The sequence below is a fragment of the Bifidobacterium asteroides genome (assembly GCF_003202755.1).
Classification (GTDB): Bacteria; Actinomycetota; Actinomycetes; order Actinomycetales; family Bifidobacteriaceae; genus Bombiscardovia; species Bombiscardovia asteroides_F.
Genome location: NZ_QGLK01000005.1, coordinates 230,026 through 252,740 on the forward strand (window position 1 = coordinate 230,026; position 22,715 = coordinate 252,740).

Annotated in this window: 23 protein-coding genes and 2 tRNA genes; 6 read left to right on the plus strand and 19 right to left on the minus strand. The window is 58.5% G+C overall.

The window, feature by feature from the left end:
- Nucleotides 1-56: 56 nt before the first annotated feature.
- Nucleotides 57-132, minus strand: a tRNA-Arg gene (locus DKK74_RS07330).
- Nucleotides 133-496: 364 nt separating this feature from the next.
- Between DKK74_RS07330 and DKK74_RS07335 the strand changes: the two genes are divergently transcribed.
- Entirely contained in the window at nucleotides 497-1,126 is a 630-nt protein-coding gene (locus tag DKK74_RS07335; RefSeq protein WP_110413674.1) for a hypothetical protein, read from the plus strand.
- A 12-nt stretch (nucleotides 1,127-1,138) separates the two neighbouring features.
- Here DKK74_RS07335 and DKK74_RS07340 read toward each other — a convergent pair whose 3' ends face one another.
- The 3 genes from DKK74_RS07340 to DKK74_RS07350 form a co-directional block, all read right to left on the minus strand.
- Nucleotides 1,139-2,104, minus strand: coding sequence for a co-chaperone YbbN (locus DKK74_RS07340; RefSeq protein ID WP_110413455.1), 966 nt, complete (start codon nucleotides 2,102-2,104; stop codon nucleotides 1,139-1,141).
- Nucleotides 2,105-2,221: 117 nt separating this feature from the next.
- A complete protein-coding gene (locus DKK74_RS07345; protein WP_110413456.1) occupies nucleotides 2,222-3,247 on the minus strand; it encodes a hypothetical protein in 1,026 nt (341 codons plus the stop codon).
- A gap of 2 nt (nucleotides 3,248-3,249) precedes the next feature.
- Nucleotides 3,250-4,299 (minus strand): hypothetical protein, encoded by a 1,050-nt coding sequence (locus tag DKK74_RS07350; RefSeq protein WP_110413457.1) that lies wholly within the window; start codon nucleotides 4,297-4,299, stop codon nucleotides 3,250-3,252.
- 112 nt (nucleotides 4,300-4,411) lie between these two features.
- Between DKK74_RS07350 and DKK74_RS07355 the strand changes: the two genes are divergently transcribed.
- Nucleotides 4,412-5,350, plus strand: coding sequence for an FKBP-type peptidyl-prolyl cis-trans isomerase (locus DKK74_RS07355; protein ID WP_181414957.1), 939 nt, complete (start codon nucleotides 4,412-4,414; stop codon nucleotides 5,348-5,350).
- 93 nt (nucleotides 5,351-5,443) lie between these two features.
- Here the strand turns inward: DKK74_RS07355 and DKK74_RS07360 are convergent, their stop codons facing one another.
- The 15 genes from DKK74_RS07360 to DKK74_RS07430 form a co-directional block, all read right to left on the minus strand.
- The gene (locus tag DKK74_RS07360) at nucleotides 5,444-6,355 is read right to left on the minus strand and encodes a cysteine ABC transporter substrate-binding protein (protein WP_110413458.1); all 912 of its coding nucleotides are present in this window, start codon (nucleotides 6,353-6,355) and stop codon (nucleotides 5,444-5,446) included.
- An 83-nt stretch (nucleotides 6,356-6,438) separates the two neighbouring features.
- Nucleotides 6,439-7,320, minus strand: coding sequence for an amino acid ABC transporter ATP-binding protein (locus DKK74_RS07365; RefSeq protein ID WP_110413459.1), 882 nt, complete (start codon nucleotides 7,318-7,320; stop codon nucleotides 6,439-6,441).
- Entirely contained in the window at nucleotides 7,313-7,987 is a 675-nt protein-coding gene (locus DKK74_RS07370; protein WP_110413460.1) for an amino acid ABC transporter permease, read from the minus strand. The genes DKK74_RS07365 and DKK74_RS07370 overlap by 8 nt, the downstream gene beginning before the upstream one ends.
- Nucleotides 7,974-8,627 carry an amino acid ABC transporter permease gene (locus DKK74_RS07375; RefSeq protein WP_110413461.1) on the minus strand — a complete coding sequence of 218 codons (654 nt, stop codon included), beginning with the start codon at nucleotides 8,625-8,627 and terminating at the stop codon, nucleotides 7,974-7,976. Before DKK74_RS07375 ends, DKK74_RS07370 begins: the two co-directional genes overlap by 14 nt.
- A gap of 523 nt (nucleotides 8,628-9,150) precedes the next feature.
- Complete coding sequence (gene nrdH / locus DKK74_RS07380; RefSeq protein WP_110413462.1) at nucleotides 9,151-9,393, minus strand: glutaredoxin-like protein NrdH; 243 nt, start codon at nucleotides 9,391-9,393, stop codon at nucleotides 9,151-9,153.
- A gap of 226 nt (nucleotides 9,394-9,619) precedes the next feature.
- Nucleotides 9,620-10,423: an endonuclease NucS gene (nucS, locus tag DKK74_RS07385; RefSeq protein ID WP_110413463.1), complete on the minus strand. Its 804-nt coding sequence runs from the start codon at nucleotides 10,421-10,423 to the stop codon at nucleotides 9,620-9,622.
- An 89-nt stretch (nucleotides 10,424-10,512) separates the two neighbouring features.
- Nucleotides 10,513-10,809, minus strand: a complete 297-nt coding sequence (locus tag DKK74_RS07390; protein WP_110413464.1) for a F0F1 ATP synthase subunit epsilon — start codon at nucleotides 10,807-10,809, stop codon at nucleotides 10,513-10,515.
- A 2-nt stretch (nucleotides 10,810-10,811) separates the two neighbouring features.
- Nucleotides 10,812-12,296: a F0F1 ATP synthase subunit beta gene (gene atpD / locus DKK74_RS07395; protein WP_110413465.1), complete on the minus strand. Its 1,485-nt coding sequence runs from the start codon at nucleotides 12,294-12,296 to the stop codon at nucleotides 10,812-10,814.
- 8 nt (nucleotides 12,297-12,304) lie between these two features.
- Nucleotides 12,305-13,258: a F0F1 ATP synthase subunit gamma gene (locus DKK74_RS07400; RefSeq protein ID WP_110413466.1), complete on the minus strand. Its 954-nt coding sequence runs from the start codon at nucleotides 13,256-13,258 to the stop codon at nucleotides 12,305-12,307.
- Nucleotides 13,259-13,261: 3 nt separating this feature from the next.
- Nucleotides 13,262-14,920 (minus strand): F0F1 ATP synthase subunit alpha, encoded by a 1,659-nt coding sequence (gene atpA / locus DKK74_RS07405; protein ID WP_110413467.1) that lies wholly within the window; start codon nucleotides 14,918-14,920, stop codon nucleotides 13,262-13,264.
- A 46-nt stretch (nucleotides 14,921-14,966) separates the two neighbouring features.
- On the minus strand, nucleotides 14,967-15,794 hold the full coding sequence (locus DKK74_RS07410; RefSeq protein WP_110413468.1) for a F0F1 ATP synthase subunit delta: 828 nt from the start codon (nucleotides 15,792-15,794) through the stop codon (nucleotides 14,967-14,969).
- A 51-nt stretch (nucleotides 15,795-15,845) separates the two neighbouring features.
- Nucleotides 15,846-16,388, minus strand: coding sequence for a F0F1 ATP synthase subunit B (locus DKK74_RS07415; protein ID WP_110413469.1), 543 nt, complete (start codon nucleotides 16,386-16,388; stop codon nucleotides 15,846-15,848).
- Nucleotides 16,389-16,438: 50 nt separating this feature from the next.
- Entirely contained in the window at nucleotides 16,439-16,666 is a 228-nt protein-coding gene (gene atpE / locus DKK74_RS07420) for an ATP synthase F0 subunit C (protein WP_015022486.1), read from the minus strand.
- A gap of 131 nt (nucleotides 16,667-16,797) precedes the next feature.
- Nucleotides 16,798-17,613: a F0F1 ATP synthase subunit A gene (gene atpB / locus DKK74_RS07425; protein ID WP_110413470.1), complete on the minus strand. Its 816-nt coding sequence runs from the start codon at nucleotides 17,611-17,613 to the stop codon at nucleotides 16,798-16,800.
- Between the two features lie 191 nt (nucleotides 17,614-17,804).
- Nucleotides 17,805-18,851, minus strand: a complete 1,047-nt coding sequence (locus tag DKK74_RS07430; protein WP_110413471.1) for a homoserine O-succinyltransferase — start codon at nucleotides 18,849-18,851, stop codon at nucleotides 17,805-17,807.
- A 95-nt stretch (nucleotides 18,852-18,946) separates the two neighbouring features.
- Here DKK74_RS07430 and DKK74_RS07435 point away from each other — a divergent pair.
- From DKK74_RS07435 to DKK74_RS07450, 4 genes are all read left to right on the plus strand, one after another.
- Nucleotides 18,947-19,023, plus strand: a tRNA-Met gene (locus DKK74_RS07435).
- Between the two features lie 649 nt (nucleotides 19,024-19,672).
- Complete coding sequence (locus DKK74_RS07440; RefSeq protein WP_110413472.1) at nucleotides 19,673-20,656, plus strand: LacI family DNA-binding transcriptional regulator; 984 nt, start codon at nucleotides 19,673-19,675, stop codon at nucleotides 20,654-20,656.
- 109 nt (nucleotides 20,657-20,765) lie between these two features.
- Nucleotides 20,766-21,251, plus strand: coding sequence for an RpiB/LacA/LacB family sugar-phosphate isomerase (locus DKK74_RS07445; protein WP_110413473.1), 486 nt, complete (start codon nucleotides 20,766-20,768; stop codon nucleotides 21,249-21,251).
- Nucleotides 21,248-22,588, plus strand: a complete 1,341-nt coding sequence (locus DKK74_RS07450) for an MFS transporter (RefSeq protein WP_110413474.1) — start codon at nucleotides 21,248-21,250, stop codon at nucleotides 22,586-22,588. Before DKK74_RS07445 ends, DKK74_RS07450 begins: the two co-directional genes overlap by 4 nt.
- Nucleotides 22,589-22,715 lie beyond the last annotated feature (127 nt).

Sequence of the window (22,715 nt, forward strand, 5' to 3'; positions counted from 1 at the left end):
ACGGGAATCGTATAAAGAAACCCCCCACGCTCTTCCTTGCCGCAGGGATTTCATCTTGGTGGGCTCGAAGGGATTCGAACCCTCGACCTTCTGTTCCGGAGACAGACGCTCTATCCGCTGAGCTACGAACCCGACAGCCACCTTCCAGTGGACAACAGAGACCATACTAGGACACTTTGCGCATTTTCGCACCCATGCGCGTCCTAACGTGTCGGTCCGGCTCCAGCCGCTCTCGGCGTGTTGCCGCAAGATTCCGGGCGTTTCATAGGTATCGTGATGGCAAGGCCTCGTGCCACCGCCCCGGTTGCGCCATTGCATCCTCATGCGGTGGCGCGAAGCCGCCAACATTCCCGGATGATCTTCTCTCGGGATAATCTCCACTGTAGTTCCTTCACCCGGCCATCACAAGCGGCCTTCACATACCTGGACCATGAAACGGGCTGTGGACAGCAAATGGTGGCCGCAACCGGCCTACCGTACCATGGGAAGCATGGCCATGGATGAGGACGAGGACGATTTCGAGTTCGAACGCAGATTCTTCTGCCGGAACCTTCCTCGGGAGCTGCTCAGGGAGAGCCGACCGACCCTGATCGTGCAGAGCTACTACGTGCATGAGGATAACTTTGCCCTTCGTGTGCGTCTGCAGGGCCAGGTGGATCCAGTGGTACCCATGACGGCCCGGACCGATGCCCTCCACACTCTGCTTGAGGAAGGCGACCACTTCGACGCTGCCTCAATAACGGCCAAGGGGCCCTCCGTAGGAGGCACCCGCTACGAGGCAGAACGGGCCATCGATCCGGGAATCGCCCTGGAACTGATCCTGCGCGGCGGGATTCCGATCGTCAAGAACCGGTATGGGGTCTGGCTGGACGAGGACTGGTGGAACCTGGATGTCTTCGGAGACGGCAACTCCCCATTGGTGGTGGCAGAGGTGGAGCGGACCGGCCCGGTGACCGACCTGACCATTCCCGACTTCTGCGCCACGGAGATCACCGACGATCCGCGGTTCTCCAATGACGGGCTGGCTGACCACCCCTATGGCAACTGGGCGACTGACTTCGACCGAGAGTTGAAGGCCAGCGGACCGCGCTTCCTGACCAACTTCGACGGGAACCGCGAGTCCTAACCCAGGACCTGTTCAGTACATCAGCGTGGACAAACGGCGACGGGCCTTGGCCAGCCGGGGATCAGTCGGTTCAGGAATAACGAAGTACTCCAGCAGACGGCGGCGGATGGGATCGGTCTGATCCCGGTGCCCGGCCAGAAAGTCCAGCAGGCGATCGAAAGCATCCTGGATCTGGCCGCCGATCATGTCCACATCGGCCACATCCAACTGGGCCTGCAGGTCGTCAGGAGCATTGGCAGCCGCCTGACGGACCTTACGGACATCGGCCTGGGCCGACCGGGCCATCAGCAGGCACTTGGCCTGTTCGCGCTTGGCCAGGTCGTCGGTCGAGTCTGCCTGAACCAGCTTGCCGTAGGCCTCGGCTGCAGCTGCATAGTCGCCCTCCTGGGCCAGTCGGTGGGCCTCCTGATGAGCAGGAGGGATGGCATCAGCCGCTGCCTGTCCAACCTGCTCGTCCTGCTCCTGGTCGTTGGTCTCCTGGTAGGGGGCGCTGCCGGTGATGCCGGCCTTCTGCGCCATCTGCACCACCTGTGGAATAAGCTGATCGGTGATCTGGTTCATCTCCTCATCGGTGGGCAGTCCTCGCAGGATGGGCATGGGTCTGCCGGCCAGCAGGGCAAAGAGGGCCGGGGCATCCTGCACCTGGAAGGTCTGGGCGATCTGCGGATTGGTCGCGATGTCGATACGGGAGAGCTGAATGCGCCCCTCCTGGGCGTTGACAGCCTGGGCCAGACGTGTTGCCAGGGGGAAGAGGCGGTCATCGGTGGGTACCCAGAGCAGAATCAGAATGGGGAAGGTGGTTGAGGTTTGAACCATGGCCTGGAAACTGGCCTCGGTGGTATCAATTACGTAGCCGCCGGCAGCGGGTGCGCCTCCCTGCTGGCCTGGCTCGGCATCAACCTGGTGCTTGAGCGCGCCCAGGTCGACTGCTCCTGCCAGCGAGACACCCGGCTGCCCCTGACCGTTCTTGTTCGCCATGTCAGTCCTCCTTAACCTGGCGGACGCTGACTGCAGCTTCGGTCCGCCTTCGAATGCAAACTCCTGGAAGCCAATCTAGTCCAAGACCCGGGCGTTCACCCAGCGCAATCCCGCCGTTCAGACCGCTTCTACCTTGATGGGCTCGCGCTCGGCACCCACGGCCCTGATGGGCTCGTGCGAGTCCGCGGAGGGCACGTAGAGGGCAATCACGTTGACATAGGTGACTCTCATAGTGCTGGTGGGCTTGCCCTGTCCAAAGAGGGCCTTCTCGGCATCCGAGGCGGGCGAGGACTCGCGGCCCTCACCCGCCTGCCTGGTCCAGACCGAATCAATCCGGGCCACGACCAAGTCCCCCCCATCGGAAGAGTGCATGACCCGCAGCTGCCCCTGTGCCGGGGTGAAGGTCTGCGACTGGCTGCCCTTGTTGGCTTCGATTCCCTGTTGAACCACCTGAGTCAGCGTGCCCAGAGAGTTGCGGAAGTCATCCTGGGCGAACTCCTTGGCATATTTGCTGCCCTGGGGGTTCTGCAGGAGGTCGGCATAGCGGCGCACGGCCTCCACCGGCGTAGCCTTGAGACCCTGATCGTCGCCCTGCCCCATCCTGGCACCGATGGTGGCTACCGGAAACTTGGGCAGCTGGGCTCCTTGGAAGAGCCGTGCCACACCCCAGAGCTTATAGTTCTCATGGGCGGACTCCTGGTCCAGAACCAAGAGGCGCTTGGACTGCTGATCCTGCGTGGTGGTGGTAATCGAGAATACTGAGCGCGGCCAACCCGGATCGCCGGGAATGACCGTCTGGGCGATGGTGGTAGGGATGGTCGTCTTTGGATCCAGCTGCCCGGTGGCCTTGGCTATGGTCAGCTCGCTGGTGCGAATCTCCAGCTGGGGACCGCTGACTCGCTGGTCCAGCCCGGCCGGGTCCTTGGCCTCGTTGGCCTGGTCCAGAACAGCCCCGATGCTCTTGCGAATACGGGCCTCCTGGGCCGGGGTCAGGTTGGGCGCGGGAGCAGTGGTTGCAGTGCTCTGAGGCTCGGTCCGGCTGGCCTGGGGAACCTGCCCCTCACAAGCAGACAGACCTGGCAAGAGGGCCAGGGACAAGGCCAGCGCCGCTGCAACCCCTACCCTGTTCATCGGTTTGTTCATACTCATTGGCGCTCCTCCTCCCCCTCGTGGGCAAGCCTAGCCAGGTAGGAGGCCATCTCTTGGCTGCTGATGACCCTGGTAGACGACATATCATCGGCTCCCCGATCGCCGCTGACGGTACGGCTGTCGCCATCCTCCTGTTGGTCAGCGACCAGGTTCCGATTGTGCGGATCAATCACCACGGGCGGCCTGGGCGGGGGTCCTGGATCCCCCTGCCGCGCCTGTCCGCGGGCGTGACGCAGGCGCCGGCCTGAAGCCGAGCTATGCCGATTCCCCAGACCAGGCAGAATGGCGCTGCCCAGGGCCTGGACCACACTGACCTCGGGAGTCTCTTCAGCCTCTTGTTCAGGTTCGGTCTGCTTGCGGCGCTTGACCGGATCCATGGCAAAGACTGTTGCCGAAAGAACGGCCAGCAGGGCCAGAAGCCCGCCGGCAAAGTAGAAAGGCATGGCGAAGTTGGGCAGCTTGTCCCGCTGCCAGAGCATTTCCAGTCCAAGGGAACGGGAACCCTGGGGAACTGTCACCAGCAGAACTGCCTGCGGATCGTCGGTCTTCAGGGACATGGACACGTCGTTGTCGGAGCAGGTGACCTGTTTCCACATGTCCGAATCCTGAAAGGCCACGCCTTGTTCGCTTTTGACAGCCTTGCCGGGACTGGTGTCCCTGCTGACGGACAGGGTCTGCCAATCATCCAGGCCGCGCACACGGGCCACATCATGTCCAGCCGTCCAGCCAGCGGCATCCTTGGCCGTAGTCAGGGCCATACAGACGGTAGGCTTCTGTGACTTGGACGCTACGGACCCAGAGGTTCCAGTCGGCGCCGCATCCACTCGCATGGTCACTTTGCTGTCCACCAGGGGAAGCACGCCTGGATCGGTCACCACATAGGCTGCCTTCGTGCGCGCATGCGCATCCACATGAGCCGAGGGCTTCCAGACCGTGGCGTTGAGAATACCCAGCACAATGGCCGTTACAGCCAGCAGTCCGAAGATAGGGGTGACGATGCCGCGCATGATCATGCTGTGACGCGAGGGCTTGTCAGGCCGTGTCATCTCGTCTTTTTCTTCGGGTACTTGCTCCATATTATCGACATTCTACCGTCGGCACCCTATGAGATGGTTTCCGCCACCGGGAAATCACCCATAAGCCCTAAACTGGTCTTTTATGACCATCATCGCAAGAAAATCAGGCAGCAGGCGTCTGCTGGGCGCCATGACCGCTTTGGCTCTATGTCTTGGACTGTCAGCCTGCAGTGGGAAATCTGACGGGGGCGGACACTCAGGCGACACCATGCAGGGCGTATCAGCCAGCGGCAAACTTGGCAGCAAGCCCGACATCAGCTTCAAGACCCCCTTCAAGGTCGAGAACCAGACCCATCAGGTCATCCAGGAGGGCAACGGCGAGGTCATCCGCGACGGGGATCGTGTATGCACAAGGAGCCTGGCCCTGGATGCCAAGACCGGCAAGGTGCTCAATTCCACCTGGGACAAGAGCAGTCCGGAGTGCTCCATCGTCATCAGCAAGAAATCCATCCCGGCATACTATGACACCTTCAAGGGCCTCAAGGTCAACTCCACCGTGGCCGTAGGCATCGATGAGTCAAGCTCAGGCAGCGGCGGTCAGGCGGCTGACTCCTATATCATGGCTCTAACCTTCGTCTCCCGCTCCAAGAACCTGACCCGCGCCCAGGGTCAGAAGGTGACCGACCTGCCCAGCGACCTGCCCAAGATCAGCCTGGACGACAAGGGCAAGCCCTCCCTAGATCTCAACGGATACAAACCAAAGGGAGGATTGGTCGTCCAGCCCCTGATCAAGGGCAAGGGGGCCAAGGTCGGTCAACATCAGAGCGTCAGCGCTAACTACACCGGTTGGCTGGCCTCCGACGGCAAGCAGTTCGACTCCTCCTGGGACCGGGGACAGGCCAGCGACTTCAGCCTGGACCAGGTGGTCAAAGGCTGGCAGCAGGGTCTGGCGGGCCAGACGGTAGGCTCTCAGGTTCTTCTGGTCATTCCGCCCGACCTGGGCTATGGCAGCCAGCAACAGCAGAAGATCCCGGCCAATTCGACCCTGATCTTCGTGGTCGACATCCTGGCCGCCTACTGATCCGGCAATCCCACAACCCATACAGACAGGGGCCCGCACCCATCCGAATGCGACTGGATGGGTGCGGGCCCTGCCATAAGCCAGACGGCCAGGTCAGTCCTTGCCGCCCTCGACCACAATCTCGTCGGGGTTGGCTGCGCTGCCGTAGACCGGCTCCAGGGTCTTGCGATAGTCCTCATGGAAGAACCGCTCCTGGCCAAGCTTGACAAGCTCTTTGTTGATGTAGTCCAGCAAAGGCTTGTTTCCCTTCCGCACAGCCGGGGCGATGACAGCCTCATCCCCAAGCTTGGTGATACCCACCGAGAAGCCCTTGTTGGCCTTGGCCCAGGCCAGCACCTCGGTGTTGTCCGTGCTCATGGCATCGCCACGGTGGTCCAGCAGGGCGTTGTAGGCATCGGCGTACTGGTCGTACTTCTGCAGCTTGACTTCCGGGTAGTGCTGCTCGAAGTAGGGCTCAGCCGTGGTCCCCTTGGCGATGATCAGAGTCTTGCCGTTCAACTCCTTGACATCTTTGATCGGCGCCGAATCCGGGGAGACCACGCCCAGGAAGACCTTCATATAAGGCTTGGCGAAGTCCACCTTGCGAGCGCGATCATCGGTGACGGTGAAGTTGGCGAGGACCACGTCCACCTTGTTGCTGGACAGCACATCCACACGGGCAGCCGGGTCCACTGAGGTGTATTCGGGCTTGACGCCCAGATCCTTGGCCAGGCGCTCGGCCAAGACCACATCGTAACCCTGGTTCTTGCCGTCCTTGTCCACGTAGCCGAAGGGGGCCTTATCGGTGAAGACCGCCACCTTGAGCTTTCCGGACTTGGTGATCTGCTCCGGGGTGCGTGCAGACCCGGATGCTGCCGAAGAGCCGGAGCTGCTTGCCGAGCCGCTTCCAGCGTCACTGGGGGTGGCCGCCGAAGGGCCGCAGGCCGCCATGGAAGCCATCATCGCGATCGTCGCCCCCGTGGCCAGCGTCGCCCGTATTAATCGGTTCACTACCCTTGCGGTCATGATCCCTCTTTTCCTCTTATCTTTCCTATGACCGCCCCTGGAGGCGGTTCCGGCGAATACCGCCGGACGAATATGCGAAGTCCTCATCGGGACTCCTGATCCTGATCCTGGTCCTGGTCCCGCCTGCGCTCATAGGTGAAGGTGGACAGGAAGCGTTGCGCCCGGTCGGTTGCCGGGTGAGTGAAGAAGGCTTCCGGATCGTCGGACTGCTCAACCAGTGAGCCTCCATCCAAAAGGACAATGTGGTCGGCGATGCCCCTGGCGAAGGCCATCTCGTGGGTGACGATCATCATGGTCAGTCCTTGGTCGGCCAGCTCCAGAATGACCTGAAGGACCTCGCGGACCATTTCAGGGTCCAGAGCCGCTGTCACCTCGTCGAATAGCATGATTTCGGGATGGAGAATGAGCGCCCGGCAGATGGCCACCCTTTGCCGCTGGCCGCCCGAGAGCTGGCTGGGCCAGGCATCCCGGCGGTCGGCCAGACCTACCCGGTCCAGCAGCTCCAGAGCCTCCTGACGTGCCTGGTCCCGCTTGCGCTTCTGAACCAGGACGGGTGCCAAGGTCACGTTATCCAGCACAGTCCTGTTGGGGAAGAGGTCGTAGCTCTGGAAGACCATGCCGATCCTGGTGCGTAGGTCGGAGCTGCGGTTGCCCGACATAAGGCCGCCAGGACCTCCGCTGTGCTTGCCCAGGGGATGCCCGGTCTCCACCACTTGACCATCCAGAAGGATGCGGCCGCCCTGTATGGGCTCCAGTCCGGCTATGGTCCTCAACAGGGTAGACTTGCCAGAGCCCGAGGGGCCCAGGACCACAAAGACCTTGCCCTTGGGCACCTGGAAGGAGATGTCATTGAGCACAGGGCTCTGAGCCTGTGGATACTGCTTGACCAGATGCTCGACGGTCAGCACCGCCCGTTCCTCCTGATCATCCTGTGGCTGGTTCGCCGTCGTTTGCCCCTCAGTCATGAGCCCACCTCTTTTCCAGATGCCGGGCCACCAGGGACAGGGGCCAGCAGATGAAGAAATACATAAAAAAGATCACCCCGTAGATCCACAGAGTCGCCTGAGGATAGGCGAAACGGTTGGCGTCGATGATCTGCTGACCGACCTTGATGACCTCGATGACGCCCAGCAGGGCGGCCAAGGAGGTGGTCTTGACGATCCTGGTAGCCAGGTTGACGCTGGCAGGCAGCAGTCGGCGCAGGGCCTGTGGAAGTATGATTCTGGAGAAGGTCTGCCAGGACCCCAGTCCCAGGACATAGGCCGACTCTACCTGGGTGCGAGGTATGGACTCCAAAGCGCCGCGGACCAGGTCGCCCAGCTCGGCCCCGCCCCAAAGCACAAAGACCAGCAGGCAGGCGCCCGTGGCATCCAGATTCAGGTTCCATGCCCTGGACAGCCCATAGAAGGCGATGAAGAGCAGGGCCAGCTGTGGCATGATGCGGATGAAGTCCAGGTAGATCCTCATCAGGAAGCGAATCAGGGGGTTGCGCAGGGTCATCAGCCATCCGACCACCAACCCCAAGGGCAGAGAGAGCAGGACCGAGACGCCGGCTATCCAGACAGTCACCCAGAGCCCCTGGAAGAGCCTGGGCATGACCCCTGGCAGGAAGAGCACCTCAACGCCGTGCATAGTCGAACCTCCGCTCAAGAACGGTTCCGATGACCGAGATGGGCAGCAAGATGACCAGATAGGTGACGATGAGCAGAGTCAGCGACTCGTAGGTGTCATAGGACGTTCCCATCAGATCCTTGGTGACATACATGACGTCGGCCAGAGCGATGGCCGAGACCACAGATGACTCCTTAATCAGGAAGATGATGTTGGCCACCACACCCGGTATGGCGCTGCTCAGGGCCTGGGGCAGCACAATCCTAGTCAGGCTCTGGCCAGGCGTGAATCCCAGAACGCGGGCTGACTCGGTCTGCACCCGAGGCACCGCCTCCAGTCCACCACGCATGGCCTCGGCCATGTAGGAGCCGCCCAAGAAGGCCAACCCGACGATGGCGCAGGTCTGGGCGCTCCAATTGACCCCAAGCTTGGGCAGCCCGAAATACAGAAAGTAGAGCTGAACCAGGAGCGGGGTGTTTCTTGACAGCTCGATGTATATCCTGGCCACCTGCGAGAGCAGAGGGATCCTGAAGACCTCCAGCCCGGCGCAGACCAGCCCGATCAGCATGGAAAACACCACGCCGAAGACGGAGATGAAGACCGTTACATAGGCTGCATTGACGAAGAAGTGCAGATTCTGCGCCATGAAAGTCCAATTCATGCCCTCACCCCCCTAGTTGCTTGAGTCCTGTTCATCTTCTCCTCTTCACTGCTTTTCGCCCGCTTCACGCCACCTGCGGCATATAGTGCACAATCCTAGAGAGCGTGAACCGCTTTCCTCTGCTTTTCGATATACGAATACCGGATACCGCGTTATCATCAGCTCTCACAGGAACCTGGACGACGATTCGCAATCATCCTGCAACCGAGTGGCACTGATGAGAGGGCCACCAGATGACAAAGGCCGACGACACCTGCAGATCGTGCATCCTGCAACTGGCAGGTACACTGCACAAACCACAGATGATCTCTCCGTCATTGCAATACCTATCAACCAAGCAGTGCCGAATCAAACGTGGCCGACCCATTGAGCAATTGCAGAACAATAATCAGTCAATTACCTGCCTACCAAGCATCTACTAACCAAGTAGGCGCACACTGTGTTTTTCATCAACCCTGCTACTCACCAAGCTATGAAAAAAGCCCGGTCCACATATTCGTGAACCGGGCTCCGAGTACTTTGATCAGGCAAAGACCTTGGTGCTCTGTGCTACCTTCCTGATCAGATCGGGGCGATACCCGCTCCACGTCTCCTGGTCAGTGACTACAATGGGGGTCTGCTTGAATCCCTGGGCGATGAACTGGTCGATCAAGGTCTGATCCTCGGTCAAATCCACCTGCTCGAACTCCAGCCCCTGCTTGGTCAGCTGACGCTTGGTGGCATCACACTGGGGACAGTGCGCCTTGGTGTAGACCGTGATGGACATGATCGCCTCTCCCTTACATGTAGCCGTGATGTTCCAAGCTCTATAGCCCTCTACTTGGAACCTGATGATTGCACTCTACACACTCCTTGGCGCGAGCACAATACCACCTGTAGTGGCGTGTCAGGCCATCAACCCCAATATCTAGTAGCCTTTCAAGTCTTGTGGATCTAAGAGAGAATATATGTGAGCTATCTTACACACATGTCATTTAAGACCGAAAACTGCCTTAGAAGAGGGTCAGTTCGTCGCTATCGGCGCCTTTCATGGCCTCGTAGTCCAGGATCAGGCACTCGAATCCCCTGTCCTCAGCAAGAACTCTGGCTTGTGGGGTGATGGTCTGGGCCGCGAAGATCCCGCGGACAGGAGCCAGCAGGGGGTCGCGGTTGAGCAGGCGACAATAGCGGGTCAGCTGTTCCACCCCGTCGATACCCCCATGCCGCTTGATCTCGATGGCCACATGCCGTCCCTGGCCGTCCACGGCCATGATGTCCACCGGACCGATGGGCGTGGGATACTCCCTGCGCACCAGAGTTGCCCCCGGGCCGATGCGGTCGATCTGTTCGGCCAGATAGCGCTGCAGATGCGCTTCCACACCGTCCTTGACCAATCCCGGATCCACCCCCAGGTCGTAACTGTCGTCAGCATAGACCTGGTAGAGCCTGATGGTGAGCACATCGCTGGATTTGACGGCCGAAACACGCAGAACCTTACGGACGGGCCGAGTCTGGTCCTGATCCTGCTCCTGGGCGATCAGCGCATCGGGCGCGGCAGCTTCAGCTACCTCATCCGGCCCGGTTCCAGCCACGGAATCAGCCTTGACGCCCGCGCCGTCCTGGTTCGCATCCTCGGGCTCGATCTCCCTGATGGTGCAGGGAGCGCACATCCAGTTCAGAGGCTTGTATGAGCCAAGTTCCGAAAAGATCAGACAGCTCATGTCGGCCTTGATCAGCAGGACGCGCCTGGCCGGCGGCAGGCTGGCATTGAGACGCCCGGAGTATTCGGCGGAGCAGTCGGCAACAATGATTCGCACAGGTGCCAATATATCAGTCGCTGTTCCGTGGCAAAGAAGAAAAAGCCCGGCCGATGCAAGTGCACCAGCCGGGCGGAAGAGGAAGGAGGTCAGGACTGCTGTCCCTGATCAACGTCCTCCAGGTAGTGGTCCACGGCCACAGTCAGCTTGTTGCTGTCGAAGGAGGCGAATCCGCTGTCCACATGGAAGGACTGACGTCCGCCATCGGTGGCCTGAACCCGGATATTGCCCTCCTGCAGCAGGGCCAGCACCGGCTCGTGGTCGGGCATGATGCCCATGGACCCCTGGGTGCCAGGCACGGTGACCGACCGTGCCTGGCCCGACCAGATGGGCCTGTCCGCCGAGACGATGTTGACCTGCATGGAAGCCTTGCCCGTGTCTGCCATGACTACCGGTATTCCTTCTGCATATCGTGCCACTTGTGTTCAAGGTCGTCGATGCCGCCGATGCCGGAGAATGCCTGCTCGGGCACGTCGTCGTAGGCGCCGTCGCAGATCCGAGTGAAGGCCTCGATGGTCTCGTCCGCAGGCACGTAGGAACCCTTGCGACCGGTGAACTTTTCGGCCACGTAGAAGTTCTGGCCCAGGAACTGCTCAATCTTGCGGGCGCGATTAACGGTGGTCTTGTCTTCCTCGCCCAGCTCATCGATGCCGATCAGAGCGATGATGTCCTGGAGCTCCTTATTTCTCTGCAAGATGGCCTTGACCCGGTTGGCGCAGTCGTAGTGGGCCTGTCCAACATAGCGCGGGTCCAAAATCCTGGAGGTGGAAGCCAGCGGGTCCACAGCCGGGTAGATGCCCTGGGAGGCGATGTCACGGCTGAGCTCAGTGGTTGCATCCAGGTGGGCGAAGGTGGTCGCAGGAGCAGGGTCGGTGTAATCATCGGCCGGCACGTAGATGGCCTGCAGGGAGGTGATGGAGTGGCCCCTGGTGGAGGTGATCCTCTCCTGCAGGGCGCCCATCTCGTCGGCCAGATTGGGCTGGTAGCCCACGGCCGAGGGCATGCGGCCCAGCAGGGTGGAGACCTCGGAGCCGGCCTGGGTGAACCGGAAGATATTGTCGATGAAGAGCAACACATCCTGGTTCTCCACGTCGCGGAAGTACTCCGACATGGTCAGGGCGGTCAGAGGGACACGCAGTCGGGTCCCCGGAGGCTCGTCCATCTGGCCGAAGACCAGTGCGGTCTTCTCCAGCACGCCGGCTTCGTCCATCTCACCGATCAGATCGTTGCCCTCACGGGTGCGCTCGCCCACGCCCGCGAAGACGGAGACACCGCCGTGGTTCTGCGCCACGCGCTGGATCATCTCCTGGATGAGCACGGTCTTGCCCACGCCTGCGCCACCGAACAAGCCGATCTTGCCACCCTCCACGTAGGGGGTCAGCAGGTCGATGACCTTGATGCCGGTTTCGAACATCTGGGTCTTGGACTCCAGCTGATCGAAGGCAGGCGGGTTGCGATGGATTGGCCACCGCTCGGTGACCTTGATCTGTTCACCCTCCTTCTTGTTGAGGATATTGCCGGCCACATCGAAGACGTGCCCCTTGGTCACGTCACCCACGGGCACCATGATGGGCCCACCCGTATCGGTGACAGTGGCACCGCGAACCAGACCGTCGGTGGGCTTCAGAGCCACGGTACGGACCGTGGAATCGCCCAAGTGCTGCTCCACCTCCAGCATGATGGTGGTCAGCGACTCGCCCTCGGTGTTCGAGGACTTGCTCAGGTCCACGGTCAGGGCATTGTAGATGTCCGGCAGATGGCCTGCCGGGAACTCCACATCGATGACCGAACCCTGGACTCGGGTGACGCGCCCCTTGGAGGCCGAATCCGGCTTGTGGCTCGCTGTGGTCGGCTGTTCTTGCTGTGCAACCATTGGCGTTCCTACTCTTCCTCTTTGTTGAGCGCATCGGCGCTGCCGACGATCTCGGTAAGTTCCTGCGTGATGGCCGCCTGACGGGTAGCATTCAGCTTGCGGGTCAGGTCGTCGATCAGCCCCTTGGCGTTATCAGTGGCGGTGTGCATGGCGTTCTGCCTGCTGGCGGTCTCCGAGGCAGCCGAAGTGAGCAGGCATTCATGGATGCGCGACTGAATGTACTTGGGCAGAACGGCATCCAGCACCTCCTGGGGGCTGGGCTCAAAGTCGTAGAGGGCCGCATAGCGGTCGTCGCCCTGATGTCCATGCTCGTCGTCCGGCACAGGGGCATCGATGGCCTCCTCAGGCTGCTCCTGGTCAGGCCTGATCAGCTCAAGAGGCAGCATGCGCAGCACCCGAACCTTTTGCACCACCATATTGATGAATTCAGTGAAGACGATGTAGAGCTCGGAGACGCCCCCCTTGGCCGCTGGAGTCATGTAGGTTTCCAGCAGTGCCTGGGAGATCTCCCTGGCCACATCCACACCGGGCCGATCGCTGTTGCCCTCCCAGGTCTTGACGATGCTGCGGTTGCGGTAGCGGTAGTAAGAGACACCGCGACGACCGTAGACGAAGAGCTGAGGCTGTCGGCTCTGCTGATCCAGGCGAGCCAGTAGAGACTCCGTCTCACGGATGACCGAGGAGGTATAGGCCCCGGCCATGCCACGGTCGGCCGTCAACGCCAGCACAGCAACACGTGGGTTCTTCTCGTCCTTCCTGACAATGGGGTGGCGGATGTCGTCCGTGTGGGCCACCAGGGCCTGGACTGCATCAAAGATCGCATCGGAGTAAGGCTTCGCTTCCATGGCCACGGTCCTGGCCTTGGCAATATGCGAGGAGGCTATCATCTCCTGGGCATTGAAGATCTTCTCCAATGCCGAAGTGGAGGCGATCCTTGACTTGAATGCGAGTTGTGAGGCCATGGTCTACCGCTTCCCAGCCTTGCTGCCGCTCTTGCCGTCGGCCACCAGCTTCTCCTGCTGGACGTCCACCGGTTGCTCCTGATCCTGATCGGCTTTGTGGCCGTCCAGGGTCTGACCCTTGTGGGTCACGAAGGTCTTGGCGAACTCGTCCACGGCCTTGTCAAGAGCCTTTTCTGTATCGTCAGTGAAGTCCTCCGTGTCGCGGATGGTCTTGAGGATGTCAGTGTTGTGGTCCAAGTAGTCCAGGAGCCCGGACTCGAAGGGCAGGACGTCCTCCAGGTCCAGATTATCCAGCTTGCCATGGGTGCCGACCCAGACGGAAACGACCTGCTTCTCCATGGAGTAGGGCGTGAACTGAGGCTGCTTGAGCAGCTCAGTCAGTCTGGCGCCACGGGTCAACTGGGCCTTGGAGGCCGCATCCAGATCGGAGGCGAACATAGCGAAGGACTGCAGGGAGCGGTACTGGGCCAGAGAAATCTTCAGAGTCGAGGAGACCTTCTTCAGAGCCTTGGTCTGTGCAGCGCCGCCCACGCGGGAAACGGAGATGCCCACGTCCACAGCGGGACGCTGGTTGGCATTGAACAGATCGGACTGCAGGAAGATCTGGCCGTCGGTGATGGAGATCACGTTGGTCGGAATGTAGGCCGAGACGTCGTTGGCCTTGGTCTCGATGATCGGCAGACCGGTCATGGATCCGCCGCCCAGGTCATCGGAGAGCTTCGCGCAGCGCTCCAGCAGACGCGAATGCAGGTAGAAGACGTCGCCAGGGTAAGCCTCGCGCCCCGGCGGACGACGCAGAAGCAGGGAGATGGACCGATAAGCCTCGGCCTGCTTGCTCAGGTCGTCGAAGACGATCAGGACGTGCTTGCCGCCGTACATCCAATGCTGGCCGATGGCCGAACCGGTGTAGGGGGCTATGTACTTGAAACCTGCAGAATCGGAAGCCGGGGAGGCCACGATGGTGGTGTACTCCATGGCGCCGGCCTCTTCCAGGGAGGAACGGACCGAGGCAATAGTGGTGCCCTTCTGGCCAATAGCCACATAAATGCACCGCACCTGCTTCTTGGGGTCTCCGGACTCCCAGTTGCGCTTCTGGTTGATAATGGTGTCGATGGCGATGGCCGTCTTGCCGGTCTGCCGGTCGCCGATGATCAACTGACGCTGACCGCGCCCGATAGGTGTCATGGCGTCGATGGCCTTGATGCCGGTGGCCAAGGGCTCGTCAACGGGATGCCGGTGCATGACATCGGGGGCCTGAGCCTCCAGAATTCTGCGGCCCTCACTTTTGATTTCGCCTAGGCCGTCAATGGGCTCACCCAAGGGGTTGACCGTACGCCCCAGATAGCCGTCGCCGACGGGCACTGAAAGCACTTCGCCGGTCCTGTGGACTTCCTGGCCTTCTTCGACACCTGCGAAGTCGCCCAGGATGACCACGCCGATCTCTCGGGCGTCCAGGTTGAAGGCCAGACCCAACGTGCCGTCCTCGAAGGTCAGCAGCTCGTTGGCCATGCAACCAGGCAGTCCCTCCACATGCGCAATGCCGTCACCAGCCGTCCGGACATAGCCCACCTCCTGGGTGGGGGTATCCGTCGGCTTGTAGGACTCGACAAACTGGTCGAGCGCCTTGCGCACCACGGCGGGATCAATGGTCATTTCTGCCATGATCACTCCTTATTTCTGTTCTTGTTCAAGTCTGTTGGTCCCCTGCTCATCCTGCTACTGTCATTCGCCGCTTCAGGTGCTTCAGCTGGGTGGCCACCGTGCCATCGGTGGAGACCGAGCCATACTGGACCTTCATGCCACCTATGACCGAAGGGTCAACCACCGAGTTGATGTGGACCGGCTTACCCAGCTTGCGCCCGTAGACCTCCTGTAGGCGGCTGACCTGCTCGTCCTTCATGGAGACCGCCGTAGTAACGGTGACCATGATCTGGTCCATGTGCTCGGAGAAGCGGTCCACCAACCAAACGATGGTGTCAGGGAAGCGCCGCCCGCGCAGATCGATGGTGGAGTTCAGTGCCATCTGCTTGGTGACCGGATGCATATGCTGCCCATCCAGGAGCGCCCTGAGCAGGTCGGCTCGCGCCTTGGAATCGCTGTACTCGTCAGAGAGCCGGAAAAGCACCAGCGGCATGCCTAGCAGGGCTGAATGAATCTCAGCTAGCTCACCGGCCACCTGGTTGGTGATGCCCAGAGCATCGGTGTAATAGGTGGTAGCATCCACCGACATGTCCTCGGCCGCGTTGGCGATGTGCACCACACGGCTCCACTGATGATCAGTCAGATCATGGAGGATATCCACGGTCAGCGGATCAGCCTTATCAGCCAGGATGGTGTCGATCACCTGCCACTTGTCCTCAGCTGGACGGGAGGGGTCGGTCAGCGCACGCTCCAGGGGCCTATTGGCATCGAGCAGGGTCACGAAAGTATAGAGCTCCATGGCTACGCGGAGGGCATTCTTCCCCTTGCTTTTCAGCAAAGGGGCATACTTGGCCCTCGTCTCCTTGTCGGAGCTCAGTGAAGTCTCTCCTCGCATGTCACCTCCCCTTTCGCAGAATCAACGTACCCGTGGTCCGCCAATCAGTCATCATGCCTGCCGCTTGTCCGAGGATTGTTCGCCCTGGTCCGCGATGATCGAGTCGATCATGGAGGACTGCACGGCATCATCCTGAAGCTGCGAGCCCAGGATTTTGCCTGCAAGAGCCGTAGCCAGCGTGCCCACCTCGCCCTTAAGCGAGACCAGAGCCTGCTGCTGCTGGGACTTGAGGGATCTCTGGGCGTTCTCGGTGATCTGGTTGGCCTCAGTCTCTGCCCGGGTCCTGGCATCAGCCACGATCCTGGAGGCTTCAGCGCGGGCATCATCCCGAATCTGGGAAGCTTCCACACGAGCCTTGCTCAGCTGATCCTGATACTGCTTGCGGGCCTGATCCGCCTCTTCACGAGCCTTGGCGGCCTTCTGGATGTTGCCCTCAATCTTGGACGAGCGCTCATCGAAGATGGCCTGGAACTTGGGCATGAAGAACTTGTAGAAGAAGACGGCCAGGATGACCAGGATGACCAGCGACCACACAATGTCATAAACCTGGGGGATGAATAGCTGAATCCCCTTGCCTGCCGCTAGAGCGTACATTGGCTCCTCCTTTCCCTTATCGAAGCCGGATCATGCAAGAATCGCACGGCTCAGGCGATGAAGAGCGCCACGAAGCCCAGCAGGGCCAGCACCTCGATCAGAGCCAAGCCAATGAACATGGTGGTGCGCAGCTGCCCGCTGATCTCAGGCTGGCGAGCCATGCTCTCGACGGTCTTGCCGACAGCGATACCCAGACCCAATGCGGGGCCGAGAGCTGCGATGCCGTATCCCAGGATGCTCAGATTGCCGGAGACCTCAGCAAGTGTGATGATGTCCATTTATTTTCCTTTCCTCCACCGTTGCCGGTTCTTGGATTGTGGTTCAGCCCCGACCCCCGTCTACCGGTCGGAACCGACGAATATGTGGGCTGCGACCGCCTTAAGCGCCGACCGCGGCTTTTCTCTTTCGCTCAACCTTCCTCAGGGTAACTCATGGAGATGTAGACCGTGGTCAGGATGGCGAAGATATAGGCCTGAAGGGCCGCCACAAAAATTTCGAAGGCCGTCAGGGCGAAGCCCAGAACAAACCAGCCCACGCCAGCCAGGGCCAGGAGCTTGTTGCTGGCCTCGATGATGTAGAACTGGGTGAAAGCCAGGCTGACAGCCACCAGCAGATGGCCGGCGATCATGTTGGCAAAGAGTCGAATGGTCAGGGAGGCCGGCTTGACAATGACCATCTCCAGCAGCTGGATGGGTGTCAGAATGATATAGAGAGGCCAGGGCACTCCAGCCGGGAAGAGCTCCGATTTGAAATAGCCCCAGACGCCCTGCTCCCGGAATCCCGTCACCATGTACTGGCAGAAAGTCCAGATGGCGAATACCAAAGGCATGGTGATGGTCGCTGTTGCCGCAATGTTCATGCCCGGCACGATGCCGCAGAGGTTGAAGACCAGGATAGTCAGGAAGATGGTCGTAATCATGGGCACGTAACGCTTGCCCCGAATCTCGCCCAGGGTGTCGTAGACGACTGAGTCGCGGACGAACTCAATGACCCATTCAATAGCCCCCTGCCAGCGGGAGGGGATCAGCTTAGCCCTGGCGGCAGTGATTCCCAGCACCAGAAGGATAATGACCATGGCCACGAACCTGATCAGGATGATTCTGTTCATGGCGAAGGGCGTTCCCTGGAAGAGAATCTCAGGAGGCAGGAAATCTTCGATGGTGGGTAGCTCGCTCGGCTTGGCCATGGCCAGACTGAAAGCTTCACTTCCCATTGCCTCTAGCATCTATCGCCTCCTGAACGACACAGTGAACACTATAGCGCGTATGCGACCCATGGCTGCACCGTATCGGTAGTGTAGCCCACGCCAAGAGCCACGGTAACTATGGATTCATCCAGTGTGTCACAGATAGTGGCCGCAGGTCGAATCCGCCCCGCGGTGTGGACAGTTTGATAACGAATTTAATCCAAACGTCATTAACTATTAACAACGCCAGGAATAAGCCCGTACCCGTCACCAGCCAAAGGACGATACCCGTCAGCGCGTGGGCATCCAGGAGCGTGTCTGATGGATCGGTCGGTGCCTAGTTGGCCCGCTGCCCGCAGAGTCGGCACCTGGTCCAAGTCGTAAGGGGTGGTCTCGTAAACCCAATTCAGCCAGTTGCGCCAGAGCAGGTTAGCATGGGCCCGCCAGGAGAAGACTGGCTCCAATCTGGGATCGTCATGGGGGTAGTAGTTGACCGGGAAAGGAACCTGGTCCAGGCCCTTGGCCATGTCGCGCCGGTACTCGTGAGCGAGAGTGTCGCGATCATACTCCCAGTGGCCCAGCACGAAGATCTCTGAGAAATCCTGGGTGCAGATAAGCCCTGAACCCGACTGAGGACCCCAAGTCAGCACCTGCAGATCCGGACAGGCCCGCACTTGGTCCTCGTCCACCCCGGCCCAGCGGGAGTGGGGCTGCAGGGCAATCTCGTCAAAGCCATTGGTGATGAAGCAGTACTCGTCCTGCAGATACTGAGGAAAGACCCCGAAGACCTTGCAGTCCAGGTCGCGCTTGGCGATGCCGTGGCGGTAGTAGAGCCCGGCCATGGCCCCCCAGCATAGATACATAGTGGAGAAGACGTGGGTAGAGGCCCAGTCCAGAATGCGGGTCAGTTCATCCCAGTAGTCGACTTGCTCGAAGTCCATCTGCTCCACTGGAGCGCCAGTCACGACAAGACCGTCATAACAGTTGTCCTGGAAGGAGTCCAGATTCTCGTAGAACTTGACCAGGTGATCCATGCTGGTGTGCACGGCCTGATGGGTGGAAGTCTTCATGAAGTCAATCTCCACCTGAAGCGGCGACTTGGAAATCAGTCGCAACAGCTGGGTCTCGGTCTCCACCTTGGTAGGCATCAGGTTGAGGATGACCAGCCTGAGCGGACGCATCTCCTGGCGCTCCGCCTCATGGCTTTCCAGGGCGAAGATGCGCTCCGAATCCAGGATGGATCTGGCCGGCAATCCGGTGGGGATGGTGATAGGCATGACTCTATTATGGCCCAGCGCAGGCCTTCCCACACACGGACTTGACAAGTGCGCTGGAATCCGTAACATAGATAACTGCTGTGTTGCACAGCCGACGCGGGGTGGAGCAGTTCGGTAGCTCGCTGGGCTCATAACCCAGAGGTCTCAGGTTCAAATCCTGACCCCGCTACCAAATAAGGCTCGGGATCGTCTGAATTTCGGGCCTTTGTTTTTATAACATCTTATAGAGCCGAGCTGTAATTAATTATTATTGACTATAAAGTGTACTTAATCTATAAGGCAGCACGAATTCCTTTGAGATTCCTTAGTCTGCCGAACAGACTGATAAACCAATCGTTTATACGGCGAAGAGAATAAATCGACAGTTACAAACAAGCGGTAAGCGTGTCATCAAATTCGATGATCTAGCAATGAGCTCCAAGTAATAGCTTTCATACCTCTCATATTATTCTATGGCACGCGTGAAGATGCACCGAGTTGTCTCTTCTAAGTTTGGACAAAAATGATCAAAATATACACTCTCGCCAACAGAGTTAATTTACTCAATAGGATACTATTTTGCCGAACAATCGAAAATTTATTTCCATTTTACTGTTTAAAATTTAATTGTCTGAGCCAAGGAACAACACGAAATCGTCTGCCACTATCGACTTCTACGTCTACAAGTCGGCCAGCAATTATGCGTCTTTCTAAGAATCAGACGGTCTGAGTTGAGCATATCAGCTCTGTGCCTCCAACCTCAGAAATTGCCTCCGGCAAGCAGATGTGGTATTAATAGAAATTAACAAGACATGGAAACGTTTCCACGATGAGGTGACCCGATGACAACAATCAAAGATGTGGCCGCGAGGGCCGGGGTATCTCTAGGAACTGCTTCTAGAGTGCTTTCCAAGAGCCCCCATACATCGGCCGATTCTAGGGCAAAAGTCATGCAGGCAGCCAAGCAATTGGGTTACGTCGCCAATGGCCCGGCCCAATCCCTTAGGCGGGCACGGACTAACATTCTGGGCTTGCTCATATCCGATATTCGTAATCCATTTTTTGCTCGTTTAGCTCTTTCTGCGGAAAAAGAAGCCCGTAAATCTGGATACATGGTTGTCTACGGTAATGCCAACGAAGATGCAGACACTGCCGATGAAATCGTCCAGGTCTTCTCCCAGCAGCGAGTTGATGGGGTCCTTTTCTCCCCTCAAGGCATTATGACTCCTCATATTCAATCATTCTTGAAAACAGGAACTCCGTTGGTTCTACTCAACCGTCACCTTGAAGGTATAGAGGCGCCATATTTTGGTACAGACAACGTCCAAGGCATGAATCAGATCCTGCAATACCTACACGAACGCAAACATAAAAGGGTGGCATTTGTTTCAGGTCCTACTACCATATCGACGGGCTTGGAACGGTATAGAACATTTATGGAAGGCAGAGATAGTTTCGGATTCGATCCTGATCCTAGGCTGGTTCAGATAGGCAATTTCTTAGCAGAAGGTGGTTATCGTGCTGCTCAAGACATCATCCGTTCTGGCCTGAAACCATCGGCCATAATAGGCGCTAACGGCGAGACGACGGTGGGCATACTCCATGCATTACATGATTGCTTAAGTACCAAAGAAGCGAGGCGGATAGAAATCGTCTCCTTCGACGACATGGAGTGGTTTGACTTTATCAGTCCCCGCATCAGTGCTGTTCGCAACGACGCAACTTCAATTGGCAGAGAAGGGGCCAAGGGATTGATCAAGCTCATTCAGGGGAAGAGAGTGGAATCCAAGATGATCCCTACCCAGTTCATCAATCGCTCCACTTGATGTGTTTTTTTACGTGGCATATCCCTACTGTTCGCTGAAGCACAGTCTGACGAAAAGTCGTGAGGGAAGGGACTGCCTTTCTCTCAAGAGCAAAGAAAGGAAAGAAATAATGAAGGTAGCATTAGGGGCTGATCATGCTGGATTCCCTCTCAAAGATGAAGTCAGAAAGGCCATTGAGGCAGCTGGCCATCAGGTGATCGACTGCGGTACCAACAGCACTGATCCTGTTGATTTCCCGGACATTACGCAAGCGACCTGCAAGAAGGTCGTGACCGGGGAGGCAGAACGAGCCATTCTAGTCTGCGGCACCGGGCAAGGCGGTGTCATGGCAGCCAACAAGATTCCAGGTATTCGCTGTGGTTTCGCTCACGAGACCTACTCGGCTCATCAATCAGTTGAGCACGACAACGCAAATGCAATAGCTATGGGAGCCTGGCTTGTCCCTCATGCCCTGGTTCCAGATATCGTCTCCGCCTTTCTCAACGCGCGTTTCGACAATGACGAAGATACCCGCAGACGTGTAACCAAACTTAATGCCATGGATCGGATAGAGGTTACTGGGGGCCACGGAAAAGAAGAGGAGAAATCAAAGTGAAACAGGCTCCAACCGAACAAGAAGAAAAAGTCTTAGGGTCAAAAGACCGACTAGAGACATCCATCGCTGCAGGCATAGGAACATGTGTGGAAAACTATGACTTCATAGCTTACAGCACAGCAGCAGCCCTATATTTTGGCACTGATTTCTTTCCTGCAGGGAACCGTTTCATCAGCACTATGCTGGCCTTTGCAACTTTGGCAGTCGGCTTCGTCATGCGTCCCATCGGCGGAGCAGTCGGCGGTTATCTGGCCGATAAGCATGGCAGAAAACCAGTACTGGTGGGTGCCCTCTTGGTCATGGGAGGGTCTACCTTTCTGATTGGTCTAATGCCAACCTATGCGGCTATCGGTCTGGCAGCTCCAATCATCTTGACACTGATCCGCATGATACAGGGGCTTGCCTTCGGTGCCGAATGGGGAGGCGCTATAACTATGGCCTATGAGCATGCTCCTTGGAACAGGCGAGGCATGTACTCCGCAATCCCCCAATCCGGAAATCCATTAGGCATCGCTCTCGCCTCCGGGATGTTCGCTCTCTGTGCCTTTCTGCCAGGTGATTGGCGTTGGCGTATACCCTTTTTACTGAGCGCACTACTAGTCGTCGTCGGCCTTATCGTTCGGTCCAAGCTCTCAGAATCCCCTGAATTCCAAGAGGCTCAAGCAAGCGGCAAGACCGAAAAGAACCCACTGGCCACCTCAGTACATCGGGATTGGAAAGGTATTCTACGGGTGATCTCTTTGAGAATCGTAGAATCATTTGCGTACTATCTGACCGCCACATACCTTCTAAACTACATCTCGGAGCAAGAGCCCGATATGCGACCGGTTGCGCTGAATGCCATAACCATAGCCAGCATCGTAGCTATTTTTGCCACCTTTTTTGCCGGCAGTTTGACTGATCATGTCGGAAGACGACCCATCTACATTGCAGCTTGTATTGCCGCCTTAGCTTTTGCCTTCCCCATGTATTTGCTAACTAATGATCACAAGCCTGTATTGATTACGATAGTCTTTATCATAGGGATTGGGATTATCCATGCCTCATTCACAGGCGTACAGGGGTCACTCTTGACCGAACAGTTCAAAACTTCCACTCGCACTTCAGGTGCATCCCTTGGCTACCAGGTCGCTGCCGCGCTAGGAGGGTTCGCCCCCATGCTGGCGACGGCTATGGTAAATGCCTTCGGGTGGCCAGGCGCCTCCATGCTCTATATGGCCGCTGCTCTTGTGGGCTTGATCGGAATTCTCTCCACAAAGGAAACCTATGGAAAAAGCGAGCGGACAAGAGTCAATAATCTTGTGCGCCAGGCTAAAGCGAATCAAATCAATAAATAAAGGTTGGGGTTTCTGATAAAGGCAGAAACCCCAAATGTCTGAAAGCCATGGCGACGTACACACTGACTAGGAGGTGCGCCGCCACATTCATATGCAGACGTAGACATTCTAGCCCCTGTGGAATTAC

Coding starts and splice junctions, on each gene's coding strand:
- atpA (WP_110413467.1), bottom strand. CDS start 14,920: ATGGCAGAAATGACCATTGATCCCGCCGTGGTGCGCAAGGCGCTCGAC.
- DKK74_RS07360 (WP_110413458.1), bottom strand. CDS start 6,355: ATGACCGCAAGGGTAGTGAACCGATTAATACGGGCGACGCTGGCCACG.
- DKK74_RS07410 (WP_110413468.1), bottom strand. CDS start 15,794: ATGCGAGGAGAGACTTCACTGAGCTCCGACAAGGAGACGAGGGCCAAG.
- DKK74_RS07430 (WP_110413471.1), bottom strand. CDS start 18,851: ATGCCTATCACCATCCCCACCGGATTGCCGGCCAGATCCATCCTGGAT.
- DKK74_RS07350 (WP_110413457.1), bottom strand. CDS start 4,299: ATGACACGGCCTGACAAGCCCTCGCGTCACAGCATGATCATGCGCGGC.
- DKK74_RS07355 (WP_181414957.1), top strand. CDS start 4,412: ATGACCATCATCGCAAGAAAATCAGGCAGCAGGCGTCTGCTGGGCGCC.
- DKK74_RS07365 (WP_110413459.1), bottom strand. CDS start 7,320: ATGACTGAGGGGCAAACGACGGCGAACCAGCCACAGGATGATCAGGAG.
- DKK74_RS07335 (WP_110413674.1), top strand. CDS start 497: ATGGATGAGGACGAGGACGATTTCGAGTTCGAACGCAGATTCTTCTGC.
- nrdH (WP_110413462.1), bottom strand. CDS start 9,393: ATGTCCATCACGGTCTACACCAAGGCGCACTGTCCCCAGTGTGATGCC.
- DKK74_RS07440 (WP_110413472.1), top strand. CDS start 19,673: ATGACAACAATCAAAGATGTGGCCGCGAGGGCCGGGGTATCTCTAGGA.
- DKK74_RS07370 (WP_110413460.1), bottom strand. CDS start 7,987: ATGCACGGCGTTGAGGTGCTCTTCCTGCCAGGGGTCATGCCCAGGCTC.
- DKK74_RS07415 (WP_110413469.1), bottom strand. CDS start 16,388: ATGTACGCTCTAGCGGCAGGCAAGGGGATTCAGCTATTCATCCCCCAG.
- DKK74_RS07445 (WP_110413473.1), top strand. CDS start 20,766: ATGAAGGTAGCATTAGGGGCTGATCATGCTGGATTCCCTCTCAAAGAT.
- DKK74_RS07400 (WP_110413466.1), bottom strand. CDS start 13,258: ATGGCCTCACAACTCGCATTCAAGTCAAGGATCGCCTCCACTTCGGCA.
- DKK74_RS07345 (WP_110413456.1), bottom strand. CDS start 3,247: ATGAACAAACCGATGAACAGGGTAGGGGTTGCAGCGGCGCTGGCCTTG.
- DKK74_RS07340 (WP_110413455.1), bottom strand. CDS start 2,104: ATGGCGAACAAGAACGGTCAGGGGCAGCCGGGTGTCTCGCTGGCAGGA.
- DKK74_RS07390 (WP_110413464.1), bottom strand. CDS start 10,809: ATGGCAGACACGGGCAAGGCTTCCATGCAGGTCAACATCGTCTCGGCG.
- DKK74_RS07375 (WP_110413461.1), bottom strand. CDS start 8,627: ATGAATTGGACTTTCATGGCGCAGAATCTGCACTTCTTCGTCAATGCA.
- atpB (WP_110413470.1), bottom strand. CDS start 17,613: ATGCTAGAGGCAATGGGAAGTGAAGCTTTCAGTCTGGCCATGGCCAAG.
- atpD (WP_110413465.1), bottom strand. CDS start 12,296: ATGGTTGCACAGCAAGAACAGCCGACCACAGCGAGCCACAAGCCGGAT.
- atpE (WP_015022486.1), bottom strand. CDS start 16,666: ATGGACATCATCACACTTGCTGAGGTCTCCGGCAATCTGAGCATCCTG.